The organism is Streptomyces sp. NPDC037421 (genome assembly GCF_055602105.1).
Map to the genome: position 1 here is coordinate 88,678 of NZ_JBVJWV010000026.1, position 20,999 is coordinate 109,676.

Below are 20,999 nucleotides of genomic sequence, written 5' to 3' on the forward strand. Positions count from 1 at the left end.
AATAGGCGAGCCGGGTATCTAGTTTGGGCCTAGGGTGGGTGCGTCTTATGTTTGTCGTCGGGTGCTTGTCGTGTGTTTTTTTTTTTGGGGGGGGCCCCCCCCCCCCCCCCCCCCCCCCCCCCCTCCCCCCCCCCCCCCCCCCCCCCCCCCCCCCCCCCACCAGGGGGTCCAGGGCGCGGGGGAGGGGGCGCAGGCGCAGGTCCTCGCGCCAGTGGACCTCCGTGCCCCCGGCAGGGACCGGGCGGAGCTCGATCTCGGCCCAGCCCGTCACCGTCCTGCCGCGCTTCTCCAGCCGGACCATGTTCGGGGGCTCCCAGACGACGACCTCCATGGTGTCGTCCAACGTGATGCTTCCCACTCCGGTGCGCGCCGTGAAGCGCGTTCCGGCGCGCGTCGGCGGCTCCGTCTCGATGATCGTCCGGGTCAGCGGCACCTGCGCGCCGTGGCGTTCCCAGTCCGTCAGCCGCCTCCACACCTCGGCCGGCGGGAGGGACGTGCGGCGAATGATCCGGATAACGGGCATGAGCGCATGGTAAGCGGGCATACACACCGTGAACTGGACGTCGAATATGGCTTCCGTCGGAGGGTGGCGATCAGCAATACTCACCGCCACCGTGGATCGTGGGTCCGACCGGGTGACCACCGGCCCTCCCGCCCCACACTGCGAGGAGGTGCGCCATGTGCTCCCACCAGCCCCCCTGCCCGCCCGCCGACAGCGCCGACCACGAGGCCGCGCGCGTCGTGGCCTCCCATCCCGAACAGGGCTGGAGCCTGCTCTGCAACGGGGTGGTCATCTTCGACGACACCGGTGAACTGCTCCCCGAAGGCCGGACGGTGGAACCCCGTCGCCCGGCGCTGGTCTGAGCGAGGAGGCAGCATGCGCCAGCAGCTGATCCGCAAGCCCGTCCCCAAGCCCGCCCCCCGAGACCTGGACCTGCGCACACCGTCGGGCAGACCCCTCCCGTACTGACGGGAGCCCAGGCATTACGCGGCCCACCGGCTGCCACTCGGCCGTAAGACGAAGTCAGCCGGTGGGTGCCGCCGCACCGCCCCGGAACGCGGTCTCGTACGCCGCGTCGCCGATCGCCGCCCTGGCCTGCCGCTCGCCCTGGTCCCGCAGGGCCGTGAGCGAGGGCGAGCCCATCTGCGGCCGGCCCACCGTGCGCCACCAGGCGTGTCCGGTGCCGAGCAGGCGCGCCGCCAGCTCCCCGTCACCGAGGGCCGCCACCGCCGCCGCGAGCAGGTCCAGGCCCAGGGCGATGCCGAAGCGGTCGCCCAGCAGCCGCTTCCCGGACAGCATGGCCCGTACGTGCCGCGCGGCCTCGCCGTACTGGCCGAGCCCCAGCGCCGCCACGGCCAGCACGTAGTCCGCGTACGCCCGCAGCCAGCGCTCGCCCAGTTCCGCGCACGCCTCGCGCAGCCCGTGCGCCTCCTCGGCGGCCTCCTCGAAGCGCCCGAGGTCGCACAGTGCGTACGCCGTGACCAGCCGGCACAGCAGCCAGCCCGGCCCGTCGGCCCGGCCCCCGTGGGACGCCCGCGCCCGGGGCCCCGCCAGCGCGAGCGCCGCCACCGGGTCGCCCGGCATCAGGATCGACACCCCCCGCAGGTAGGCGGCGCGCAGCCGCCGCTCCGGGTCGGCGAGCAGGGACGCCGCCCGGACGCACTCGGCGCCCACCGCCTGGGCCGAGTCCATGTCGCCCTGGAGCAGCATCGTCAGCCCGAGCGCCCACTGTGCCTGGACCCGGGCGGCCCCCGGCTGCGGGACCGCGCGCAGCGCCCGCTCCAGGAAGGCCCGGCCCTCGTGGACGTGCCCGCACGAGAACCAGAAGAACCACAGGGCCCCGGCCATCTCCAGGGCCGCCGAGGGGTCCGTGCCGAGCAGGTGCTCCAGGGCGGTGCGCAGCTGCGCGTGCTCGGCGCTCATCCTGCGGTACCAGTCCAGCTGGCCGGGGCCCAGCCAGCCCCGGTCGGCGGCCCCGCAGAGCGCGGCGTACCAGTGGGCGTGCCGGTCCGCGACGGTCCGTACCTCGCCCAGTTCCGCGAGCCAGTCGTGGCCGAACTCCCGGATGGTGTCGAGCATCCGGTAGCGGGCCCCGGCCCCGCGCTCCCGGGAGCGCCGTACGACGGACTTCGCGACCAGTCCCTCCAGCACCCGCTCCACCCGCGCGGCCGACAGCGGCCCGCCGGCGCACACGGCGCGGGCGGCGGCGACGTCGAAGTCCCCGCTGAACACGGAGAGCCGTGCCCACAGGAGCCGCTCCACCGGCTCGCACAGCTCGTGGCTCCAGCCGATCGCGGTCCGCATGGTCTGGTGCCGGGGCGGGAGCACGGCGCGGCTGCCGGAGAGCACCTCGAAGCGCGCCCCGAGGCGCTGCGCCATCTGCTCCAGGCTCCACCGCCGCATCCGGGCCCCGGCCAGTTCCAGGGCGAGCGGGATGCCGTCCAGCCGGCGGCACACCTCGGCGGCGGTCCGGGACCGCGCGGGGTCGGCGAAGACGGCCGAGGCCCCCGGGCTCGCGGCGAGGGCGCGGGCCCGGAAGAGGGCCAGCGCCTCGCTGTCGGGGCCCTCGCAGGGGAGCGGGCGGACTTCGAGCACCGTTTCGCCGGGGGAGTCGAGCCGTTCCCGGGAGGTGGTCAGCACCGTCAGGCCGGGTGCGGACTGCAGCAGTTCGCCCACGAGGTGGCGGACTTCGCAGACCATGTGCTCGCAGGTGTCGAGGACGAGCAGCAGGGCCTTGTCGGCCATCCACGCGCACAGTTCCTCGTCGAGGGGGTGCACGGAGTGGTCGGCGAGGCCGATGGTGTGCGCGACGGTCGTGGTGAGCAGAGCGGGGTCGCGCAGCGGCGAGAGCTCCACCCACCAGATCCCGTCGGGCCAGGTGCGGCCGGGGCGGGGGCCGCCCGGCCGGGGGGCCCGGCTGCGGCGGGTGGCGGCGCGCAGGGCGAGCCGGGACTTGCCGACGCCGCCCACCCCGGTCAGGGTGACCAGTCTTCGTTCGCCCAACAGGTCTTCGAGGGTGCCCAGTTCGTCCTCGCGGCCGATGAAGCCGGCTGCTTCCGGGGGCAGGTTGCCCGGCAGGTGTCCGGGGACGGCGCCCGGGTCCGGCGCGGGGTCCCCGCACGCGGAGTCTGCCTGATTGTGGTTGACCGAGTACTCACCGAACACGGATGTATTGTGCGCGATCTTCTTTCGCGGGGTCTGCCGTTCGGGCCGGATCGGCCCCGGGCCGGGCCGGCCGGGGTCAGCCGGACAGCAGGATCCGCCGTTCCTCGGAGAAGGCGCCCCAGTTGCCGTCGGGCAGCCGGGCGCGCAGTTTCAGCGTCCAGACCGTCCCGGCCGGCTCGGTGGTGGTGAGCCGGTAGGAGGCCCGGCCCTCGGGCACGGCCCCGGCGCCGAACTGGATGACGGTGACGGGCCGGTCGTTGACGTAGAGCTGGTACTCGCCCGTCGCGCGGCCGGTGCCGGGGGCGGTCCAGGTCAGCTCCACCGCGCCGGGGGAGGCGGCCGCGGTGAACGATCCGGGGGCCGTGCGCGGGGCCCGGCCCGGGTCGGCGGGGGTGGTCACCGCCACCGGCGGGCCGTCGGGGGAGGAGTTGTCGGAGCCGTCGCGGGCGCGGACGGTGAACACGTAGGCGGTGCCCGGCTGGAGCCCGGTGACGGTGGTGGCCCCGTCCGTGCCCGGGGCGGTGTGGACGCGGACCCCGGCCTGGTAGACGTCGTACGCGGTCACGCCGGTGTCGTCGGTCGCCGCGCCCCAGCTCAGCCGGGCCTCGTGGGGTCCCTCGGCGCGGCCGGTGGCGGTGGGCGGGGCGGTGGGGGGCTGGTGGTCCTCGGCCTTGGCGGCAGGGGTGGTCACCTCGGCCGGGGTGCTGAGCGGGGAGCGGTTCCCGGCGGCGTCCTTGGCGCGGACGGTGAAGGCGTACGCGGTCCGCGGGGCGAGGCCGGTGATGTCGGTCATGGTCTTGTCGGCGGGGAGCTCCCGGACCAACTGGCCGCCCTGGAACACCTGGTAGCCGCTGACCCCGTCTGCGGTGTCGGGTGCCCGCCACATCACGTGGACCGAGGTGGCGCTGCCCGCCTGCGCGGTGAGCCCCGTGGGGGTCCGCGGGGGCCGGGTGTCGCCGTCCGCGCCGCACGCGGCCAGGGCGGCGGCCGTGCCGAGGGCGAGCGCCGCCGCCCCGGCGCGGAGCGGGGAGGTGGTGCCTCGCACGGGATGCCCCTTCCGCCGGTGGTCCGCTATTGGTCTAGACATATATGGCACGGGCGGGGCGGGCCCACAAGGCCCCGCGGCCGGCGGGGGCGGCCGGCGGCGCCGGTCTGGGCGGGTTCGTCTTCATCTGCTCTTGTCTGGCATTATTGCGATCTCTTTGCAATAACGGATGATTTTGAACAGGGATGTGCACAGCATGACGGCCCGGACAGTACGGGGAGCGGCCGGCGCGACGCTCGCCACCGCGCTCATCACGGGCCTGGCGGCCTGCTCGAACCCCTCGGGGGCCGCGTCGCCGGCGGACTCCGCGGTGGTCGGCATCGCGACCGAGCCGGAGAGCCTCAGCCCCCTGCTCGGCTACGGCAAGGACGGCAACTCCAAGATCTTCGACGGCCTGCTCACCCACGACGCGGACATGAAGCTGAAGCCCGCGCTGGCCGAGGCCCTGCCGGAGGTCTCCGCGGACGGCCGCACGTACACGTACAAGCTGCGCCGGGGCGTGAAGTTCAGCGACGGGGAGCCCTTCTCCGCCAAGGACGTCGAGTTCACCTACCGGACCATCCTCGACCCGAAGACCAACAACGCCTCCAAGACCGAGCTGGACGCCGTCGAGAGCGTCACGGCCCAGGGCGCCGACAAGGTCGTCTTCACCCTCAAGTACCCCTACGCCCCGTTCGCCGAGCGGACCGTACTGCCCATCGCCCCCGAGCACGTCGCGGGCCGGCAGGACGTCAACAGCGGCGAGTTCACCACGAAGCCCGTCGGTACCGGCCCGTACCTGCTGGCCGGCTGGTCCAAGGGCGAGAAGATCAGCTTCAGGGCCAACCCGGACTACTGGGGCGGCGAGCCCGCCGTGAAGAAGTTCACCATGGCCGTCGTCAAGGACGACGACGTCCGCGCGACCCGGCTGCGCGCCGGGGAGCTGGACGCCGCCATCCTGCCCCCGAACCTCGCCCGGGGCTTCGCGCAGGACAAGGCGCGCAAGACCTTCGCCGCCAAGACCTTCGACTACCGCAACGTGACCCTCCCGACGCACAACACCGTCACCGGTGACGTGGCCGTGCGCCGGGCGCTGGACATCGCCGTGGACCGTCAGGCCATGGTCGACAAGCTCCTCGAAGACGCGGGCAAGGCCGCCTACGGGCCCGTGCCCACCGACAGCCGCTGGTTCACCCCGGGTACGGAGCGCCCGTACGACCTCGAACGGGCCAGACAGATCCTCGACGAAGCCGGCTGGAAGGCCGGTGAGGACGGCATCCGCGCCAAGGACGGGGTCCGCGCCTCCTTCCCGCTCTGGTACACATCCGGCGACAAGATCCGCCAGGACCACGCGCTGGCCTTCGCCTCCGACGCGAAGAAGGCCGGCATCGAGGTCAAGGCCGAGGCCGGGACCTGGGAGGTCATCGAGCCCCGGATGAAGACCGACGCCGTCCTCGCCGGCGGCGGCTCCCCGGCCGACCCCGACTTCGACCAGTACCAGCTGCTGACCTCCTCCCTCGCGGGCGACGGCTTCAACAACATGGCCCAGTACGCCAACCCGGCCGTCGACCGGGCCGTGGCCGACGGCCGCACCAGCGGCGACCCGGCCGCCCGCAAGGCCGCGTACGACACCGTGCAGCGCGAACTCGTCCAGAACCCGGGCTATGTGTTCCTCACCCACATCGACCACCTCTACGTGGTGAACGACAAGTGGGAGGGCCCCTCCACCCAGGTCGAGCCGCACGACCACGGCCTTGGCTCCGGCCCCTGGTGGAACGTCGAGAACTGGAAGCCGAAGCAGAAGTGACGTTTCGCCGCCGTCCGGGCCGAGGCCCGGACCGCCGTCCGGGCGGCTCGCCCTGGGGGCCGATGGCGCGCATGGCGGGACGGCGGACCCTGTCCGCCGTCCCCGTCCTGCTCGTCGTCACCTTCGGGGTCTTCGCCGTCGCCGCGCTGTCCCCCTTCGACCCCGTGAAGGCCTACGCCGGCACCGCCGGACTCACCGCCTCCCAGGCCGAACTCGACCAGCTGCGCGCCAACCTCGGCGTGGACCGGCCCTTCCCCGCCCAGTGGTGGCACTGGCTCACCTCCGCGCTCACCGGCGACCTCGGCGACTCCGCCGTGATGCGCCAGCCCGTCGCCGACGTCATCGCCGAACGGGTGGGCTGGTCCGCGCTGCTCGCAGGCTGCGCCTTCGCCGTGGCCGTCCTGCTGGGCACGCTGCTCGGGGTCCTCGCCGCCCGCCGCCAGGGCGGGGCCCTGGACCGGGCCGCGTCCGGCCTCGCGTACACCCTGGAGGCGGCCCCCGCGTTCTGGCTCGGGCTGCTCGCCGTCTGGTTCTTCTCCGTACGGCTCGGCGTACTGCCCTCCGGCGGGCTCACCGACGCCGCCGACGACACCGTCACCGTCTCCGGGGTCGCCTCCCACCTGGTACTGCCCGCACTGGTCCTCGGAACCTCCCAGCTGCCCTGGTTCTTCCTCTACGTACGCCAGGGCGTGGCCGACGCCCTCGACGAGGACCCCGTACGCGGGGCCCGCGCGCGGGGCCTGTCCGAGCGGCGGGTCCTGCTGGGCCACGGGCTGCGCTCCGGAATGCTGCCCATGCTCACGCTCATCGGCTCCCGGGTCCCGGAGCTGATCACCGGCGCCCTGCTGGTCGAGACCGTCTTCAGCTGGCCCGGCATCGCCGCCGCCACCGTCACCGCCGCCACCTCGGTGGACTTCCCGCTGCTGGCCGCGCTCACCGTACTGGCCACCGCCGCCGTACTCGCCGGCAACCTGCTGTCCGACCTGCTGTACGGGCTGGCCGACCCGAGGGTGGGCTTCGATGGCTGACACCGCCTGGCGCCGGCACGGACCGGACCGCCGCTCCACCCGCGCCCTGCGCGTACGCGGCGCGGGCGCCGTCACCGCCCTCCTCGTCCTCGCCGTCCTGCTGGTGCCCCCGCTGGTCCAGCTCGACCAGCAGGCCGTGGACCTCTCCGCGAAGCTGCTGCCGCCCTCCTGGCAACACCCCTTCGGCACCGACGACGTGGGCCGCGACCTGCTGCTGCGCTGCGTCTACGGGCTGCGCGTCTCCCTGCTGGTCGGCGTGGTCGCGGCACTCGTCGCCACCGTCCTCGGCACCGCCGTGGGCGCGGCCGCCGGAGCGCTCGGCGGCCGCACCGACCGGGTCGTGATGCGGGCCGTCGACGCCCTTTCCGCCATCCCGCACCTGCTGCTCGGGATCTTCGTCGTGGCCCTGTTCCGGCCGGGCCTATGGCCGGTCGTGGTCTCGGTGGCGCTCACCCACTGGCTCTCCACCGCCCGCATCGTGCGCGCCGAGGTGCTCTCGCTGCGCGGCCGCCCCTACGTGGACGCGGCCGTCTCCGGCGGCGCCTCCCGATGGCGGGTCACCGTCCGCCACCTGGTCCCGGGGGTGCTGCCGCAGGCCGGACTGGCGGCGGTGCTGATGATCCCGCACGCCATGTGGCACGAGTCCGCCCTGTCCTTCCTCGGCCTCGGCCTGCCCGCCCACCAGGCCAGCCTCGGCACCCTCGTCCAGGCCGGCCGCGGCTCGCTGCTCGCCGGGGACTGGTGGCCCACCCTCTTCCCCGGCCTGCTGCTGATCGTCCCCACCCTGGCCATCGCCGGCCTCGCGGGCGCCTGGCGCGACCGCCTGAGCCCCCGCCGCCGCTCGGAGCTGACCCTGTGACCCCGCACTCCGCACCCCCGCCCTCCGCCGGGGAGGTCCTGCGCGTCGAGGGGCTCTCCGTCCGCTTCCGGATGCGCGGCGGACGGTACGTCGAGGCCGTCTCCGACGCCGCGTTCCGCCTCGGACCCGGCGAATGCCTCGCCCTCGTCGGCGAGAGCGGCTGCGGCAAGTCCGTCCTCGCCTCCGCCCTGCTCGGCCTGCTCCCCGGCAACGCCGAGACCGCCGGCTCGGCCCGCCTCGGCGACGGCCTCGACCTGCTCGCCGCCGACGAGAAGACCCTGGCCCGCACGGTCCGCGGCCGCCGCGTCGGCCTGGTCCCGCAGAGCCCCGCCGCGCACCTGACCCCCGTCCGCTCCGTCCGCTCCCACCTGGAGGAGACCGTCCGGGAGCTCACCGGATCCGGTGACCCGCGCGCGGCCGCCGAAGCCGCGGCCGCCCGGGCCGCCTTCCCCGCGGGCCACCTCGACCACCACCCCCACCAGCTCTCCGGCGGCCTCGCCCAGCGCGCCGCCACCGCCCTCGCGCTCATCGGGGACGCGCCCCTGCTCCTCGCCGACGAGCCGACCACCGGCCTCGACCGGGACCTCGTGGAGCGCACCGTCGACGAACTGCGCGCCCACACCCGGGACGCCGGCCGCGCCCTGCTGATGATCACCCACGACCTGGCGGCCGCCCAGCGCATCGCCGACACCGTCGCCGTCATGTACGCGGGCCGGATCGTGGAACTCGCCCCCGCCGACACCTTCTTCGGCGGAACCGGCCCCCGCCACCCCTACGCCCGGGGCCTGCTCGACGCCCTGCCCGAGCGGGCCTTCACCCCGGTCCCCGGCGCCCCGCCCGAGCTCGGCGACCTGCCGCCCGGCTGCGCCTTCGCCGCCCGCTGCGCCCTGGCCGACGCCGCCTGCCGGGCCGGGCGGCCCCCGCTGACCGAAGGGGTGGCCTGCCACCATGCTTGAGCTCAAGGGCATCACCGCCGGCTACGACCGCCGGGGCCCCGTCGTGCGGGACGCGCACCTCGCGCTGCACCCCGGCGAGGCCCTCGGGCTGCTCGGGCCCAGCGGCTGCGGCAAGTCCACCCTGGCCCGGGTCGCCGCCCTGCTGCACCGGCCCGACCGGGGGACGGTGACCGTCGACGGCCGCGCGGTGACGGGCTTCCGGCACCGGGCCCCGCGCTCCCTGCGCATCGGAGTCGGCGTCGTCTTCCAGCAGCCCCGTCTCTCCGCCGACCCCCGCCTCAGCCTGTACGACCTCGTCGCGGAACCGCTCCGCGCCACGGGCCGGCGCAAAGAAGCGGAATCCGCGGTCGCCGAGCTGGCAGACCGGGTCGGCCTCAGCACCGGCCTCCTCGCCCGGCGCCCCCACGAGGTCAGCGACGGCCAGCTCCAGCGCGCCTGCGTGGCCCGGGCGCTGGTGCTGCGGCCGCGCTGGCTGGTCTGCGACGAGATGACCGCGATGCTCGACGCCTCCACCACGGCGGCCCTGGTCGGGGTGGTCGAGGAGTACCGGAGGGAGACCGGAGCCGGGCTGCTGGCCGTCGGGCACGATCCGGTGCTGCTCCGCCGCTGGTGCGACCGCACGGCGCACTGGAGCGACATCGCGGACAGTCGATCAACTGTTGCGCCTTCGTGAATCATCCGGCTCGTCCATGGACTCCTCGGGCAGTGCGATCTAGCGTCTGGCGGCGGCGCGATGTCAGACGCACTGTCAACAACACTGAGGAGCAAGGAGGATGACCGGATGTTCCGAAGAGCGCTGAACTGCGCCGCGGTCCCAGCCATCGCCGCCCTGACGGTGATCGGCGGGACCGCCCCGGCCGCCCGGGCCGAGGAGATCCCCAAGGCCCCCGGCCACCGCCTGGTCAGCCACTACGACGGCGGCCCCGCGACCGCCGCACCGCTGCCGGGCGAGGCCCCGCCGCAGCACCCCTTCCTCGCGCCCAACGGCCGCAGCGGCATGCACTCGGACGCGGCGGGCAGCGCCACCTCGCCCTGGTCCGGCCCCCTGGGCAAGAACCCCCAGGTCACCAGTGAGAAGATCGCCGCCCTCGGCGGCGAGTGCGCCACCGCCACCTTCGACGCCGGCGGCCGCCTCGTCACCGTCTGCGGCACCTTCTCCGGCTTCAAGGTCAAGCTCCTGGAGCCCCGTACGCTCGCCACACTCGCGGAGTACCAGCTCCCGCAGCGCTCTTCCACGGTCGAGGCGATCACCTCGCTCGACTTCACGAAGATCTTCAAGGACACCTCGGGCGGCGCCTACTTCTACCTGGACGACCAGGACCGGGCCGTGCTCGCCGACTCCCGCCAGCACATCCTGCGCCTGGCCCACTCCCAGAACCCCGACGGGAGCTGGAAGTTCACGGTCGACAACGACTGGGACCTCACCGGCCAGGTACCGCACGACTGCGTCAGCTGGACCAACCTGTGGCCCAGCGGCACCTGCGACCCCGTCACCTCGGTCATGCCCGACTGGAACGGCCGCATCTGGTGGGTCACCCGCCAGGGCCGGGTGGGCACCGTCGACCCGGCCGGCGGGCAGATCCGGTCCGTCCGGCTGGAGGGCGAGGAGATCCAGAACTCCTTCTCCGTCGCCGAGGACGGGGTCTCCATCGTCACCGACCACGCCCTCTACAGCTTCCGCGCCCGCGCCGACGGCACCCCCGAGGCACAGTGGCGCCAGACGTACGACCGCGGGACCGGGACCAAGCCCGGCTCCGTGAACCAGGGTTCGGGCACCACCCCGGACCTCTTCGGCAACGGCTACGTCGCCATCACCGACAACGCCGACGACCGGATGAACGTCCTCGTCTACCGGCGGGGCGCCGACGTCCCCGCCGAACGGCGGCTGGTGTGCAAGGTGCCCGTCTTCGGATCCGGCGCCTCGACCACCGACAACTCCCTGATCACCTGGGGCAACAGCATCGTCGTCGAGAACAACTACGGGTACGAGAACCCCACCTCGCTGCTCCTGGGCAAGTCGGTCGTCGGCGGTGTCAGCCGCATCGACGTCCGCGCCGACGGCAGCGGCTGCGACACGGTGTGGGAGAGCGCGATCCGCGCTCCCTCCGTGGTCCCCAAGCTCTCCACCGCGAACGGGCTGCTCTACTTCTACGAGAAGGAGCCCAACTTCTGGGGCATCGACTCCTGGTACCTCACCGCGGTCGACTTCCGCACCGGTGAGCGCCGCTGGCGGCAGCTGACCGGCACCGGGCCGCTGTACGACAACAACTGGGCGCCGATCACCCTCGGCCCCGACGGCACGGCGTACGTCGGCGTGTTCAACGGCATCGTCGCGGTCCGCGACGGCGGCTGACCCCGCCGCGCCCCTCTCCGCCGGGTCCCGGCCCCCGCCCGTCCCCCGGGCGGGGGCTCACTCCTTCAGCGCGGCGCAGGCGTCGGAGCGGGAGCCCGGGGGGAGGAGGTCGCGTTCGCCCTTGGTCAGCGGGCGGGCGGCCAGGTCGCAGGCGCGCTTGCGCCAGATCTGCGGGTCCAGGGGCAGCACGTCCACGGAAGAGCCGTCCGCCCACGCGAGCTTCGTACCGTCCGCCGACCAGTCGCCGGTGGCGCCGTAGCCGGGGGTGAAGTGGTACTTCTCGGTGCCCTCGGCCACGTCCCAGAAGGTGAAGGAGTTGACCGTGCCGACCGTGCTCAGCGTGGACGCGTCGGGGAATCCGTTCAACCAGCGGATCCCCTGGTGGGCGAGGGTCCTCGTCGGCTCCTTCCCCTCCGGGTCCCGGATCTGCAGGCGGCCGTCCTTGGTGAGGACCGCCAGCCTTCGGCCGCTCGGGTCGAAGAACATCTGACTGACGCTGCCGTCGTCCTTCTTGAAGGGGACGGTGGTGCCCGAGCCCTTCTCGAAGTCCCACAGCTGGATCCGGTCGCCCGAGGTACGCACGGCCGCCTGCCGATGGCCCGGGCGGGCGGCGGCGAAGACGTACGAGGCGGCGTCCGAGACGTCGATCGGATCCTGGACCGGCGGCCGGTACGTCTCGCCCGCGGCCCTGCCGGTCCGCAGGTCCCAGCGGGACACGTAGGACACCGCCGAGATCACCGCGTGGTCGTCTCCGTCGAAGGAGGCGATGACCCAGGCCGGTGTGAGGCCCGTGCGCACGTCCGCGCGCGCGGGGTCGACGCCCGGGGGTGCCGGCAGGCCGAGGCGCCGCGCCTCGGTGAGCGGGGGCCCGTCCCCTGCCTTCAGTTCCCACACCAGGACCCCGAGGCCATCGGCCGTGACGGTCAGCAGCCGCTTGCCGTCGGGGCTGAACGCGGGGTAGAGCCGTGCGAGCGCGGCCGAGGGGCGAATCGCCGCGAGCTGGCGACGATTCGCGAGGTCCCACAGGCGCAGGGTCGCGCCGTCCGCGTCGACACTGGCGACGCGGCCGTGGTCCGCGTCCACGCTCCGGACCAGGCTGGTGAGCATGGCACTGTCGAAGCCGGTCGGCCTGGGGACTTCGGCGACGACGACCGTGCCCCCGGCACTGATCGCCACTTTCATCGCGTCGGCGGGTCCGGCGAGGCTGATGGACGGCAGCGTCGCGGAGCCCGCGACGAACTCGTCCTGCTGCGCGGCGGCGGGCAGGTCGAGCGTGGCGGGCAGCCCTTCCTGAAGGTCCAGCACCAGGCACCGGTACCGGCCCGGACTGCCCCCGAACCGCTGCGCGGGATTGAGCAGGAAGCGGCCGGTGCGGTCGAGCCGGGGCACGAACAGGGGGCAGACCAGGCCCAGCTGGCTCGTGGTGTACTGCCTTTTCACCTTGGGCTGACCGGTCAGGTCCCAGGCCTGGAGGACACCGTCCGGGGTGCAGCGGACGAGCGTGGAGCCGTCCGCGCTGACGGTGACCGGGCCGGCATCCTGACCGCCCCAGAGCTGTTCGTCGAGGTGCCCGTCGGAGAGCTGCCAGCGCACCAGTCTGCCGTTCGCCCCGGCGGCGGCCCCCTCCCGGACGATTCGGCCGATCACGGTGTCGCCGTCCGGCCCGAACCAGGCGTTGCCGACGGTCCAGCCCGGGGGCGGGACGAGCGTGGCCCCGACCCTCGTCCCCGCGGCTGCCTCCCACACGGAGACGCCCTCTTGCGGGACGGCGGCGAGCAGCCGCCGGGCCGAGGCGTCGAAGCGGAGGTCGACGGCTGCCCGGGCGTTGTCCCGGGCCTGGTCGGCACCACGCAGTTTCACCGTCCGCCAGCTGTCGTCGGGTTGGCGGACGCCCACCGTGATGATGCCGTGGGGGCTGGAGGCCGCGGCGGTGCGGCCGTCGCCCGACGCCGTGATCAGCCGGGTGATGCCCTCCCGGAGGCTGGAGAGGCGCGGCGGTCCCGCGCCGAGGTCGGCCCCCAGGGTGTCGCCGGAGGAGAGGCCGATGGTGACGCGTTTGCCGTCCTCGCTGAGGACCGCGTTCCGGACCTCGCCCCTGCCCTCCACCACGATCCGGTCGACCTGCCGCATGCGCAGGTACTGCTCGAACAGGGCCGTCTGCGCCTCGGGTTCGGGGGACGTGCGGTATGCGGCGGCGCTCATCAGGGCCGAGGTGCCGAGCGAGACGTCGTCCAGGCGGGCTGCAAGCTGGGCGAGCTGCGGGGACGCACCGCGCCGGAGGTCTTCGTCGAGCCTCCCGTTCGCCCCGTACAGCATCCAGGAGACGAGGAGGGCGACGGACAGTACGAGGCTCAGCGCCACGATGCCCGCCCGCTTGAGCCGCGCGGCCTTCCTGGCCTGCACCCCCTCCTCCGCGCGGCGGGCCAGCCCCGCTTCGAGGAACTCCCGCTCCCGCGCCGAGAGCTCGTCCCCGCGCAGCCCGGTCTGGGCGACGGCGGCGTCGAGGGGTGCGCCCGTCAGGAGCTGGTCCCGGGCCTGGTCCAGTTCCTCCCAGCGGTCCAGGTCGCGCCGGAAGCCGGCCCGCCAGGTGAGGAACTCCCGGTCCTGCGCGACCCGGCGGGCCAGGGTGGGCCAGGCTCCGATCAGCGCCTCGTGGGCCAGTTCGACGGTCTGGCCGCGCTCCGCGTCCCCGCCGACGACGAGGATCCGCCGCTCGGCGAGCAGCCCGGCGATCCGCCACCGCTCCTCCCCGGCGTCGGACCGGCCGAGCACCCCGCGCAGCGGGGCCTCGCCGCCCGGTGCCATCCTGACCAGTGCCGTCAGCAGCCGCAGGGCCTCCTCCTCGTCGGCCTCCGCGACGCAGGCCCGCCAGGCCGCCTCCGCGTGCCGGCCCAGGGCGCCGCGGACTCCGCCGATCTCCTCGTACGAGGCGAAGCGCAGGCGGCCCATGGCCTGTTCGTCCCACAGCCGCGCCAGTACGAAGCCCAGCAGCGGCAGCGCCCCGGGCTCGGCGCCGGCGTCGTCCAGCATCCGGGTGACGAGGCCGGGGTCGTACGACACGGCGGGGATCCGGGCCAGCGGCCGCAGGATGACCTCGGACATCTGGGCCCGGGTCATCGGCAGCAGCGGCCGGACCGCCGCCCGGTCGAGGGCGGGGCCGAGGACGGGGTGCGCGAGGGCAGCCTCCAGGAAGTCGGCCCGGAGCGTGAGCAGCACCCGCAGTCCGGCGGGGTGCGGCTCGGGGAAGAGCAGTGCGGCGGAGTCGTCGTCGCCGGTCCGGCCCTCCGCGAGCAGCGCCTCGGCCTGGTCGAGTACGACGAGCAGCCGGCCCGCCCGGTCGCCGAGGGCCAGCCGGGCGGCCGCGACGAGGCCGTGCCGGGCCAGGTCCTCCTCCAGCTCCCGCGGTCCCGCCGGCCCGCCGCCGAGGCGGGCCAGTTCCGAGGCGAGCGCCGTGCGGACCGGCAGCCCCTCGGCGGCCCGGACCACCAGCACCTCGTACCCCCGGGCGCGCAGCCGGGGCGCCACCCCGGCCAGGGCCAGCGAGGACTTCCCGCAGCCGGACGGACCGACGAGGGCCACGCGGGAGCGCGGGCCCGCGTCCAGCAGGCCGGCGACGTCCTCGGCCTCCGGCTCCCGGCCGAAGTACACCTCCGCGTCGGCCTCCTGGAAGGCGGCCAGGCCGCGGAAGGGGGAGGCGGGGCTCAGCACGGGGCCGAGCGCGGGGACCTCCGCGATCAGGGTCCGGGTGGGGATCACGAAGCTCTGCCGGTCTCCGGACAGCTGGGCGGCCACCACCATGCCGACCACGGCCCCGGCCTCCTCGTCCCAGACGGGGCTGCCGCTGAAGCCCTTGTCCACGGGGACGCCCTGCCGGTCGGCGCCCGACAGCTGCACCCAGTTCTCGGCGGTCCAGCCGCGCAGCCGGCCCGCGTGCCAGACGCCGCCCGGGAAGGCCGCGGGGAAGCCGGCCACCCGTACGGGGTGGTCCCAGACGCTCGTGGGCGAGGCCATGGCGAGCGCGCCCGCACCCGCGACGGGCGTCCGCAGCCGCAGGACCGCGATGTCCCCGGTGCCGTCCGCACGCAGCGGAACCCAGTGCTCCACCTCGGCCGGGACCTGCCGGGAGGCCCCGGACAGGGGGCGGTCCAGGGTCAGGGCGCCCGTCGGCGCGGGGACCTGCGTACGGGGTGAGCCGAGCGCGTCGGCCACGACGTGCGCGCAGGTCAGCGCCAGGTCGGGGGCCACCAGGAAGCCGACCCCGACCGGTCCGGCCGGGCCCGCGACCCGGACGATGGCGGAGCCGAGCACGTCGTCCGCCCGCCCGGCCCCTTCCGCCGTGGCCATCAGGGCGTGTTCTGCGGGTCGTCCTGCGGGGCCCGGGAGTTCCATGTCAGGGTCACGCCGAAGTTGGCCTGGGTGGCCGTGCTGGCGATGACGATGTCCGCCTCGGCCGACAGGGAGACCCCGAACTCAAGGGTGATCTCGTCCGGCCGGTGGGCGAGTCCGCTCAGCCGCCCCACGAAGCTGTCGGCCAGCGGCCGGATGCCGTCCACCATCTCCCCGAAGGACCGCGACGCCCGTGCGACGGGGCCGCCGCCGCGCCCGACCCGCGCCAGCGACTCGTCCACCTCGCGGATCTGCACCCGCAGCACCCCGTCGGTGCCGTCCCCCAGGGGGACCTCGACCGTACGCACCTCGGAACTCATGACCGCCCACCCTCCCCGTTGCCCAGCGGCTCGGTGTCGTGGGCAACTCTCGCACGGGGTGGGGGAGTTGGGGCAAGGCCCGGGGAGGCGTGCGCCGCGGATGGCCGAAACCGGGCGCCCGGGCCCCGGCGGGGGCCCGGGCGCGGTCCGCTACCTGGCGGTTTCGAGCGGGCGGTCCGCCACGAGCTCCGGTTCCGGGGCGGGGGGCGGTACGGCCCTGGCCAGATCGAGGCTCGCCTCCAGGTCGTCCAGCGCCAGACGGGCCGCGGCGATCCGGTCCCGGACCTCGTCCGCCGGGTCCATGGCGTTCGCCGCGCGCTCCCGGGCCCGCGCGTCCGCCTCCTCCATCTCCCGGGCCTCGTCCAGGGAGTTGAGCACGACCCCGATCAGGACGTTGACCAGGACGAAGGAGGCGAGCAGCGCGTACGAGGCGTAGTAGACGATGCTGAACCGGGAGATCTCCAGCCCCGCCCGGACCGCGTCCGTCAGCCCGTCCAGGGTGGTCAGCAGGAACAGGGTGAGCGCGGCCCGCCCGATCGAGCCGTAGTGCTGCGGGTCGGAGGAGGCGAAGCAGACCCAGCCGACCATGGCGTACACGTACACCACCAGCGCGCCGATGAACAGGAAGCTGGCCGTGCCCGGCAGGCTGCGCCCGACCGCGAGCAGCAGGATCCGCAGGTGGGGCAGGAAGCGGGCGGTGCGCAGCACGCGGGCGAGGCGCAGCAGCCGCAGGACGGTGGTGTTCTCGCGCAGGAACGGCAGGAAGGCGGAGGCGACGATCAGCAGGTCGAAGATGTTCCAGGGGTCCCGGAAGAATGCTTTCGGCCGGTCGGCGTGGGCGCCCAGGCGCAGCAGCATCTCCAGCGTGAAGAGGGTCAGGCAGGAGTCCTCCGCGATCTGGAGCGCCTGGCGGTACTCGGCGGCCAGCCCGCTGTACGTCTCCAGGCCCATCAGCGCCGCGTTGAGCAGGATCACGGCGAACACGCCCATCCCGAACGGCGGGGCCTCGGTGATGCTGCGGCAGCGGGCGGCAAGTCTCCTTCGGCCGGATCCGGCCGGTGTGGGGTCGGTCATCTCGTCCCTCGTACTCGTGTGGCCCGTGTGGCCCGTGGTCGGCGGCGTCGCACGGACCGGCGCGGGGCGGGGGCGTGCGCGCCGGTCCGTACGTCCTTCTAACGCCTTACGGCCGAACGGGTTTCAGGTGGTCACACGGAGCGGACCCGCCCGGGGCGGAGGTACGCGGGGATCACCGGCCGGGAGCGGGGGGCCTCACCCTGGTCGGGCGGAGCGGGCCGGACACGGAGATCGCCAAGGAGCCGTACATCTGCGTGGCCACGGCCCGGGCGCACGCCGTCCGGGGCGCACGAGGAACGGCCGGGCCGGGACCCCGAAGGGTCCCGGCCCGGCCGTCAGCGTGCCGCGGGGGTGGGGCTCAGTCCTGCTTCCCTGCGCGCCGGGCCGCGTCCTGCGCCTGCTTCTCCTTGATCCGCACCGCTTCCTTGCGGACCTCGGCCTGGGTGGAGCGCTCCTTCTGCAGCCACTCCGGGTTCTCCTGCTTGATCGCCTCGATCTGCTCGGTGGTGAGCGCCTCGGTGACCCCGCCGCGCGCGAGACCGGCGATGGAGACGCCCAGCTTCGCGGCGACCACCGGACGCGGGTGCGGGCCGTTGCGCCGCAGCTCCACCAGCCAGGCCGGCGGCTCGGCCTGGAGTGCGTTCAGCTCGGTGCGCGAGACGACACCCTCCTGGAACTCTGCGGGGGTGGCCTCGAGGTACACACCCAGCTTCTTCGCCGCGGTCGCGGGCTTCATCGTCTGGGTGCTCTGGTGCGACGTCATGGAGTCAAGGGTATCGAGCATGTGCACTACCTCCGACCACGACGGGTAACCTGGCGGGGTGACAGGCTCGGATACATCCCCTTCGTTCCGGCTCGCCTATGTCCCGGGAGTGACGCCCACGAAGTGGGTGCGGATCTGGAACGAGCGGCTGCCCGACGTCCCGCTGACCCTCGTCGGCGTGCCCGCCGCCGAGGCGTTCGCCGCGCTGCGCACCAGCGACGCCGACGCCGGGTTCGTACGGATGCCCGTGGACGGGGCGGACCTCAGCGCGATCCCCCTCTACACCGAGACGACCGTCGTGGTCGTCCCGAAGGACCACGTCGTGGCCGCCGTCGAGGAGATCACCACCGAGGACCTGGCCGACGAGATCGTGCTGCACCCCCTGGACGACGTCCTCGTCTGGGAGACCCTGCCCGGACGCCCCGCCTTCGAGCGGCCCGCCACCACGGCGGACGCCGTCGAGCTGGTCGCGGCGGGCATCGGCGTCCTCGTCGTCCCGCAGTCCCTCGCCCGCCTGCACCACCGCAAGGACCTCACCTACAGGACGGTCTCCGACGCCCCCGCCTCGCGGATCGCGCTGTCGTGGCCGGAGGAGAAGACCACCGACCTGGTGGAGGAGTTCATCGGGATCGTCCGCGGACGGACCGTGAACAGCACCCGGGGCCGGCAGCCCACCCCGCCGCAGCCCAAGCAGCGCAAGGCCGCCGGGGGCGCCGGCGGCAAGACGGGCGCCAAGGCGGGCGGCGCGAAGAGCGGCGGCGCGAAGCCCGCCGCGCGGTCGGGCGGCAAGCCCGCGGCCAGGTCGGCCGGCAAGCCCGCCGCCAAGCGGGGCGGCAAGCCCCGCGGCCGCCGCTAGGCCCTGTCCGGGCGATCTTCGCGGGCCCGCGACGTCCGGCACGGCACCTCGCCGCGTTGTCGGAGCGCGCGAGTACGGCCGGGTACGAGCTGCGCTCCTCCGCCTTGCGATGCACCGCACCAGACCCCGCGGCCTGATCCACGAAGATCGCCCGGACAGGACCCAGGGGGTGCCCGGCCCTGAGCCGCCGGACACCCCCTAGGTCCGGCCGGTCCTCGCGTTGCGGGACCGGGTCCGGGCGGGCAGGGTCGGTGGGGCGGCTCCCTCGCAGGAAGGTCGGACCATGCCCATCGCAACCGTCAACCCCACGACGGGCCAGACGCTGCTCTCCTTCGACGACCTCGACGCCGCCGGCATCGAGCGCTGCCTGGCCCTGGCCGCGCGCACGGCCGCGTCGTACCGGCGCACCTCCTTCGCCGAGCGCTCCGCGCTGCTGAACCGCGCGGCGGACCTGCTGGAGGCGGAGGCCGAGGACGTCGCCCGCACCATGACCGTCGAGATGGGCAAGCCGCTCGCGGCGGCCCGCGCGGAAGCCGCCAAGTGCGTCAAGGCGATGCGCTGGTACGCGGCCCGTGCCGAGTCCCTCCTCGCGGACGAGCACCCCGCCGACGCCGACGTCCGCGACGCGGGCGCCTCGGCCGTACGGGTCCGCTACCGGCCCCTGGGCGTGGTGCTGGCCGTCATGCCGTGGAACTTCCCGCTCTGGCAGGTCGTGCGCTTCGCCGCGCCCGCGCTCATGGCCGGCAACGTGGGCCTGCTCAAGCACTCGTCGAACGTCCCCCAGACGGCCCTGTACCTCGGTGACCTCTTCCACCGGGCGGGCTTCCCGCAGGGCTGCTTCCAGACCCTGCTGATCGGCTCGGGCCCCGTCGAGGGCATCCTGCGCGACCCGCGGGTGGCGGCGGCCACCCTGACCGGCAGCGAGCCGGCCGGACGCGCCGTGGCCTCCGTGGCGGGGGACGAGGTGAAGAAGACCGTCCTGGAGCTCGGCGGCAGCGACCCGTACGTCGTGATGCCCTCGGCGGACGTCGCCCGGGCCGCGAAGACCGCGGTGACCGCGCGGGTGCAGAACAACGGGCAGTCCTGCATCGCCGCCAAGCGGTTCATCGTCCACACCGAGGTCTACGAGGAGTTCGCCCGCCTCTTCACGGAGGGCATGAGGGCGCTGACCGTCGGCGACCCCATGCAGGAGTCCACCGACGTCGGCCCGCTGGCCACCGAGAGCGGCCGGGCCGACGTGGAGGAGCTGGTCGACGACGCCGTACGCCACGGGGCCACGGTCCTGTGCGGCGGCCGCCGGCCGCCAGGCCGCCCGGACGGCTGGTTCTACGAGCCGACGGTGCTGGCCGACGTCACCCCGGCGATGCGCATCGACCTGGAGGAGACCTTCGGCCCCGTCGCCACCCTCTACCGGGTCGGCAGCCTGGACGAGGCCGTGGAACGGGCCAACCACACGCCCTTCGGACTCAGCTCCAACGTCTGGACCCGGGAGGACTCCGACCTGGAGCGCTTCGTCGGCGAGCTCGACGCCGGCGGCATCTTCGTCAACGGGATGACCGCCTCCCACCCGGCCCTGCCCTTCGGCGGGGTCAAGCGGTCCGGGTACGGGCGGGAGCTGTCCGGGCACGGCATCCGCGAGTTCTGCAACATCACCACCGTCTGGCAGGCCGCGGAGCAGGGCTGACCTGTCAGCCCTCCATCAGCCCCAGGACGTGCTCGGTGATCATGTCGAGGATCGCCGCGGCGGCCTTCTCGTCGCCGAGGACCAGCACGCTCAGGGTCAGCCCGTCGGTCATGGCCGCCAGGTACCGGGCCAGGACGGGGGCCGGGACCTTCGGGACGAGCCCCATGTCCCGGCACAGCTGCCCGATCAGCTCCTCGTACGTCTGGCAGTACAGCTCGTACTGGCGGCGGGCCAGGTGCTCGAACCCGGGCCGGCGCAGGGCGTACTGGGTGAGCTCGTAGGTGAGCATGTGCTCGCCGGGCTGGGCGCCCACGTGGTCCCAGTACGCCTGGAACCCGGCCCGGACGGTCTCGCGAAGGGTGGGTTTCGGCCGGATCGCCTCCTTCACCACGGTGATGTAGTGCGCGGTGATCGCGTCGAGGACGGATTCCAGCAGCTCCTGCTTGGAGTCGAAGCAGTAGTGGAAGACGCTCAGCGACACGCCCGCCTCGGCGGCGATCGAGCGGGTCGTGGTCCGGGCGACGCCGTCGCGGGTCATCGCGCGGATCGCCGCCTCGGTCAGCTGGGCGCGCCGCTCGGCCGACGGCATACGGGGCATGGAACTCCTCGGGGTGGGGCCTTCCGGTACGGCGGCGGGGGGGGGGGGGGGGGGGGGGGGGGGGGGGGGGGGGGGGGGGGGGGGGGGGGGGGGGGGGGGGGGGGGGGGGGGGGGGGGGGGGGGGG

17 protein-coding genes are annotated in these 20,999 nt (G+C 74.4%); 9 read left to right on the forward strand and 8 right to left on the reverse strand.

Going from position 1 to position 20,999, the window contains the following annotated elements; genetic code table 11:
- Window positions 1–544, reverse strand: a 544-nt coding sequence (locus ACZ7IF_RS29390) for an SRPBCC family protein (RefSeq protein WP_470977499.1), incomplete at its 3' end; no start/stop codon positions are given.
- 134 nt (window positions 545–678) lie between these two features.
- Here ACZ7IF_RS29390 and ACZ7IF_RS29395 point away from each other — a divergent pair.
- On the forward strand, window positions 679–864 hold the full coding sequence (locus tag ACZ7IF_RS29395; RefSeq protein WP_125815414.1) for a DUF5999 family protein: 186 nt from the start codon (window positions 679–681) through the stop codon (window positions 862–864).
- Window positions 865–1,024: 160 nt separating this feature from the next.
- Here the strand turns inward: ACZ7IF_RS29395 and ACZ7IF_RS29400 are convergent, their stop codons facing one another.
- Together ACZ7IF_RS29400 and ACZ7IF_RS29405 are read right to left on the reverse strand one after the other, a co-directional pair.
- The gene (locus tag ACZ7IF_RS29400; protein ID WP_470977442.1) at window positions 1,025–3,166 is read right to left on the reverse strand and encodes an ATP-binding protein; all 2,142 of its coding nucleotides are present in this window, start codon (window positions 3,164–3,166) and stop codon (window positions 1,025–1,027) included.
- 76 nt (window positions 3,167–3,242) lie between these two features.
- A complete protein-coding gene (locus ACZ7IF_RS29405) occupies window positions 3,243–4,211 on the reverse strand; it encodes a fibronectin type III domain-containing protein (RefSeq protein ID WP_470977445.1) in 969 nt (322 codons plus the stop codon).
- 196 nt (window positions 4,212–4,407) lie between these two features.
- Here ACZ7IF_RS29405 and ACZ7IF_RS29410 point away from each other — a divergent pair, with 196 nt between their 5' ends.
- From ACZ7IF_RS29410 to ACZ7IF_RS29435, 6 genes are all read left to right on the forward strand, one after another.
- The gene (locus ACZ7IF_RS29410; RefSeq protein WP_470977448.1) at window positions 4,408–5,997 is read left to right on the forward strand and encodes an ABC transporter substrate-binding protein; all 1,590 of its coding nucleotides are present in this window, start codon (window positions 4,408–4,410) and stop codon (window positions 5,995–5,997) included.
- A gap of 62 nt (window positions 5,998–6,059) precedes the next feature.
- Window positions 6,060–7,025 (forward strand): ABC transporter permease, encoded by a 966-nt coding sequence (locus ACZ7IF_RS29415; protein ID WP_470977451.1) that lies wholly within the window; start codon window positions 6,060–6,062, stop codon window positions 7,023–7,025.
- Window positions 7,018–7,884 carry an ABC transporter permease gene (locus tag ACZ7IF_RS29420; protein ID WP_470977454.1) on the forward strand — a complete coding sequence of 289 codons (867 nt, stop codon included), beginning with the start codon at window positions 7,018–7,020 and terminating at the stop codon, window positions 7,882–7,884. Before ACZ7IF_RS29415 ends, ACZ7IF_RS29420 begins: the two co-directional genes overlap by 8 nt.
- The gene (locus tag ACZ7IF_RS29425) at window positions 7,881–8,840 is read left to right on the forward strand and encodes an ABC transporter ATP-binding protein (RefSeq protein WP_470977457.1); all 960 of its coding nucleotides are present in this window, start codon (window positions 7,881–7,883) and stop codon (window positions 8,838–8,840) included. The genes ACZ7IF_RS29420 and ACZ7IF_RS29425 overlap by 4 nt, the downstream gene beginning before the upstream one ends.
- The gene (locus ACZ7IF_RS29430; RefSeq protein ID WP_470977460.1) at window positions 8,833–9,513 is read left to right on the forward strand and encodes an ABC transporter ATP-binding protein; all 681 of its coding nucleotides are present in this window, start codon (window positions 8,833–8,835) and stop codon (window positions 9,511–9,513) included. The genes ACZ7IF_RS29425 and ACZ7IF_RS29430 overlap by 8 nt, the downstream gene beginning before the upstream one ends.
- Before the next feature lie 108 nt (window positions 9,514–9,621).
- Window positions 9,622–11,193, forward strand: coding sequence for a hypothetical protein (locus ACZ7IF_RS29435; RefSeq protein ID WP_470977463.1), 1,572 nt, complete (start codon window positions 9,622–9,624; stop codon window positions 11,191–11,193).
- 57 nt (window positions 11,194–11,250) lie between these two features.
- Here ACZ7IF_RS29435 and ACZ7IF_RS29440 read toward each other — a convergent pair whose 3' ends face one another.
- The 4 genes from ACZ7IF_RS29440 to ACZ7IF_RS29455 form a co-directional block, all read right to left on the reverse strand.
- Entirely contained in the window at window positions 11,251–15,537 is a 4,287-nt protein-coding gene (locus tag ACZ7IF_RS29440) for an nSTAND1 domain-containing NTPase (RefSeq protein WP_470977466.1), read from the reverse strand.
- Window positions 15,537–15,899, reverse strand: coding sequence for a CU044_2847 family protein (locus ACZ7IF_RS29445; protein ID WP_470977469.1), 363 nt, complete (start codon window positions 15,897–15,899; stop codon window positions 15,537–15,539). Before ACZ7IF_RS29445 ends, ACZ7IF_RS29440 begins: the two co-directional genes overlap by 1 nt.
- Window positions 15,900–16,049: 150 nt before the next feature.
- Window positions 16,050–16,973 (reverse strand): ion transporter, encoded by a 924-nt coding sequence (locus tag ACZ7IF_RS29450; RefSeq protein WP_470977472.1) that lies wholly within the window; start codon window positions 16,971–16,973, stop codon window positions 16,050–16,052.
- A gap of 358 nt (window positions 16,974–17,331) precedes the next feature.
- Window positions 17,332–17,736: a DUF5997 family protein gene (locus ACZ7IF_RS29455; protein WP_470977475.1), complete on the reverse strand. Its 405-nt coding sequence runs from the start codon at window positions 17,734–17,736 to the stop codon at window positions 17,332–17,334.
- A 58-nt stretch (window positions 17,737–17,794) separates the two neighbouring features.
- On the opposite strand from ACZ7IF_RS29455, the gene ACZ7IF_RS29460 reads away from it, so the two are divergent.
- Both ACZ7IF_RS29460 and ACZ7IF_RS29465 read left to right on the forward strand, forming a co-directional pair.
- Complete coding sequence (locus tag ACZ7IF_RS29460) at window positions 17,795–18,592, forward strand: LysR substrate-binding domain-containing protein (RefSeq protein ID WP_470977478.1); 798 nt, start codon at window positions 17,795–17,797, stop codon at window positions 18,590–18,592.
- Window positions 18,593–18,875: 283 nt separating this feature from the next.
- Complete coding sequence (locus tag ACZ7IF_RS29465; protein WP_470977481.1) at window positions 18,876–20,276, forward strand: NADP-dependent succinic semialdehyde dehydrogenase; 1,401 nt, start codon at window positions 18,876–18,878, stop codon at window positions 20,274–20,276.
- A 4-nt stretch (window positions 20,277–20,280) separates the two neighbouring features.
- Here the strand turns inward: ACZ7IF_RS29465 and ACZ7IF_RS29470 are convergent, their stop codons facing one another.
- Entirely contained in the window at window positions 20,281–20,874 is a 594-nt protein-coding gene (locus ACZ7IF_RS29470) for a TetR/AcrR family transcriptional regulator (protein ID WP_470977484.1), read from the reverse strand.
- Between the last annotated feature and the right edge of the window lie 125 nt (window positions 20,875–20,999).

Bases quoted from the DNA above. Each gene is read 5' to 3' on its own strand.
- ACZ7IF_RS29395 (WP_125815414.1), top strand. From the start codon at position 679: ATGTGCTCCCACCAGCCCCCCTGCCCGCCCGCCGACAGCGCCGACCAC.
- ACZ7IF_RS29445 (WP_470977469.1), bottom strand. From the start codon at position 15,899: ATGAGTTCCGAGGTGCGTACGGTCGAGGTCCCCCTGGGGGACGGCACC.
- ACZ7IF_RS29440 (WP_470977466.1), bottom strand. From the start codon at position 15,537: ATGGCCACGGCGGAAGGGGCCGGGCGGGCGGACGACGTGCTCGGCTCC.
- ACZ7IF_RS29435 (WP_470977463.1), top strand. From the start codon at position 9,622: ATGTTCCGAAGAGCGCTGAACTGCGCCGCGGTCCCAGCCATCGCCGCC.
- ACZ7IF_RS29420 (WP_470977454.1), top strand. From the start codon at position 7,018: ATGGCTGACACCGCCTGGCGCCGGCACGGACCGGACCGCCGCTCCACC.
- ACZ7IF_RS29455 (WP_470977475.1), bottom strand. From the start codon at position 17,736: ATGACGTCGCACCAGAGCACCCAGACGATGAAGCCCGCGACCGCGGCG.
- ACZ7IF_RS29465 (WP_470977481.1), top strand. From the start codon at position 18,876: ATGCCCATCGCAACCGTCAACCCCACGACGGGCCAGACGCTGCTCTCC.
- ACZ7IF_RS29450 (WP_470977472.1), bottom strand. From the start codon at position 16,973: ATGACCGACCCCACACCGGCCGGATCCGGCCGAAGGAGACTTGCCGCC.
- ACZ7IF_RS29410 (WP_470977448.1), top strand. From the start codon at position 4,408: ATGACGGCCCGGACAGTACGGGGAGCGGCCGGCGCGACGCTCGCCACC.
- ACZ7IF_RS29470 (WP_470977484.1), bottom strand. From the start codon at position 20,874: ATGCCCCGTATGCCGTCGGCCGAGCGGCGCGCCCAGCTGACCGAGGCG.
- ACZ7IF_RS29430 (WP_470977460.1), top strand. From the start codon at position 8,833: ATGCTTGAGCTCAAGGGCATCACCGCCGGCTACGACCGCCGGGGCCCC.
- ACZ7IF_RS29415 (WP_470977451.1), top strand. From the start codon at position 6,060: ATGGCGCGCATGGCGGGACGGCGGACCCTGTCCGCCGTCCCCGTCCTG.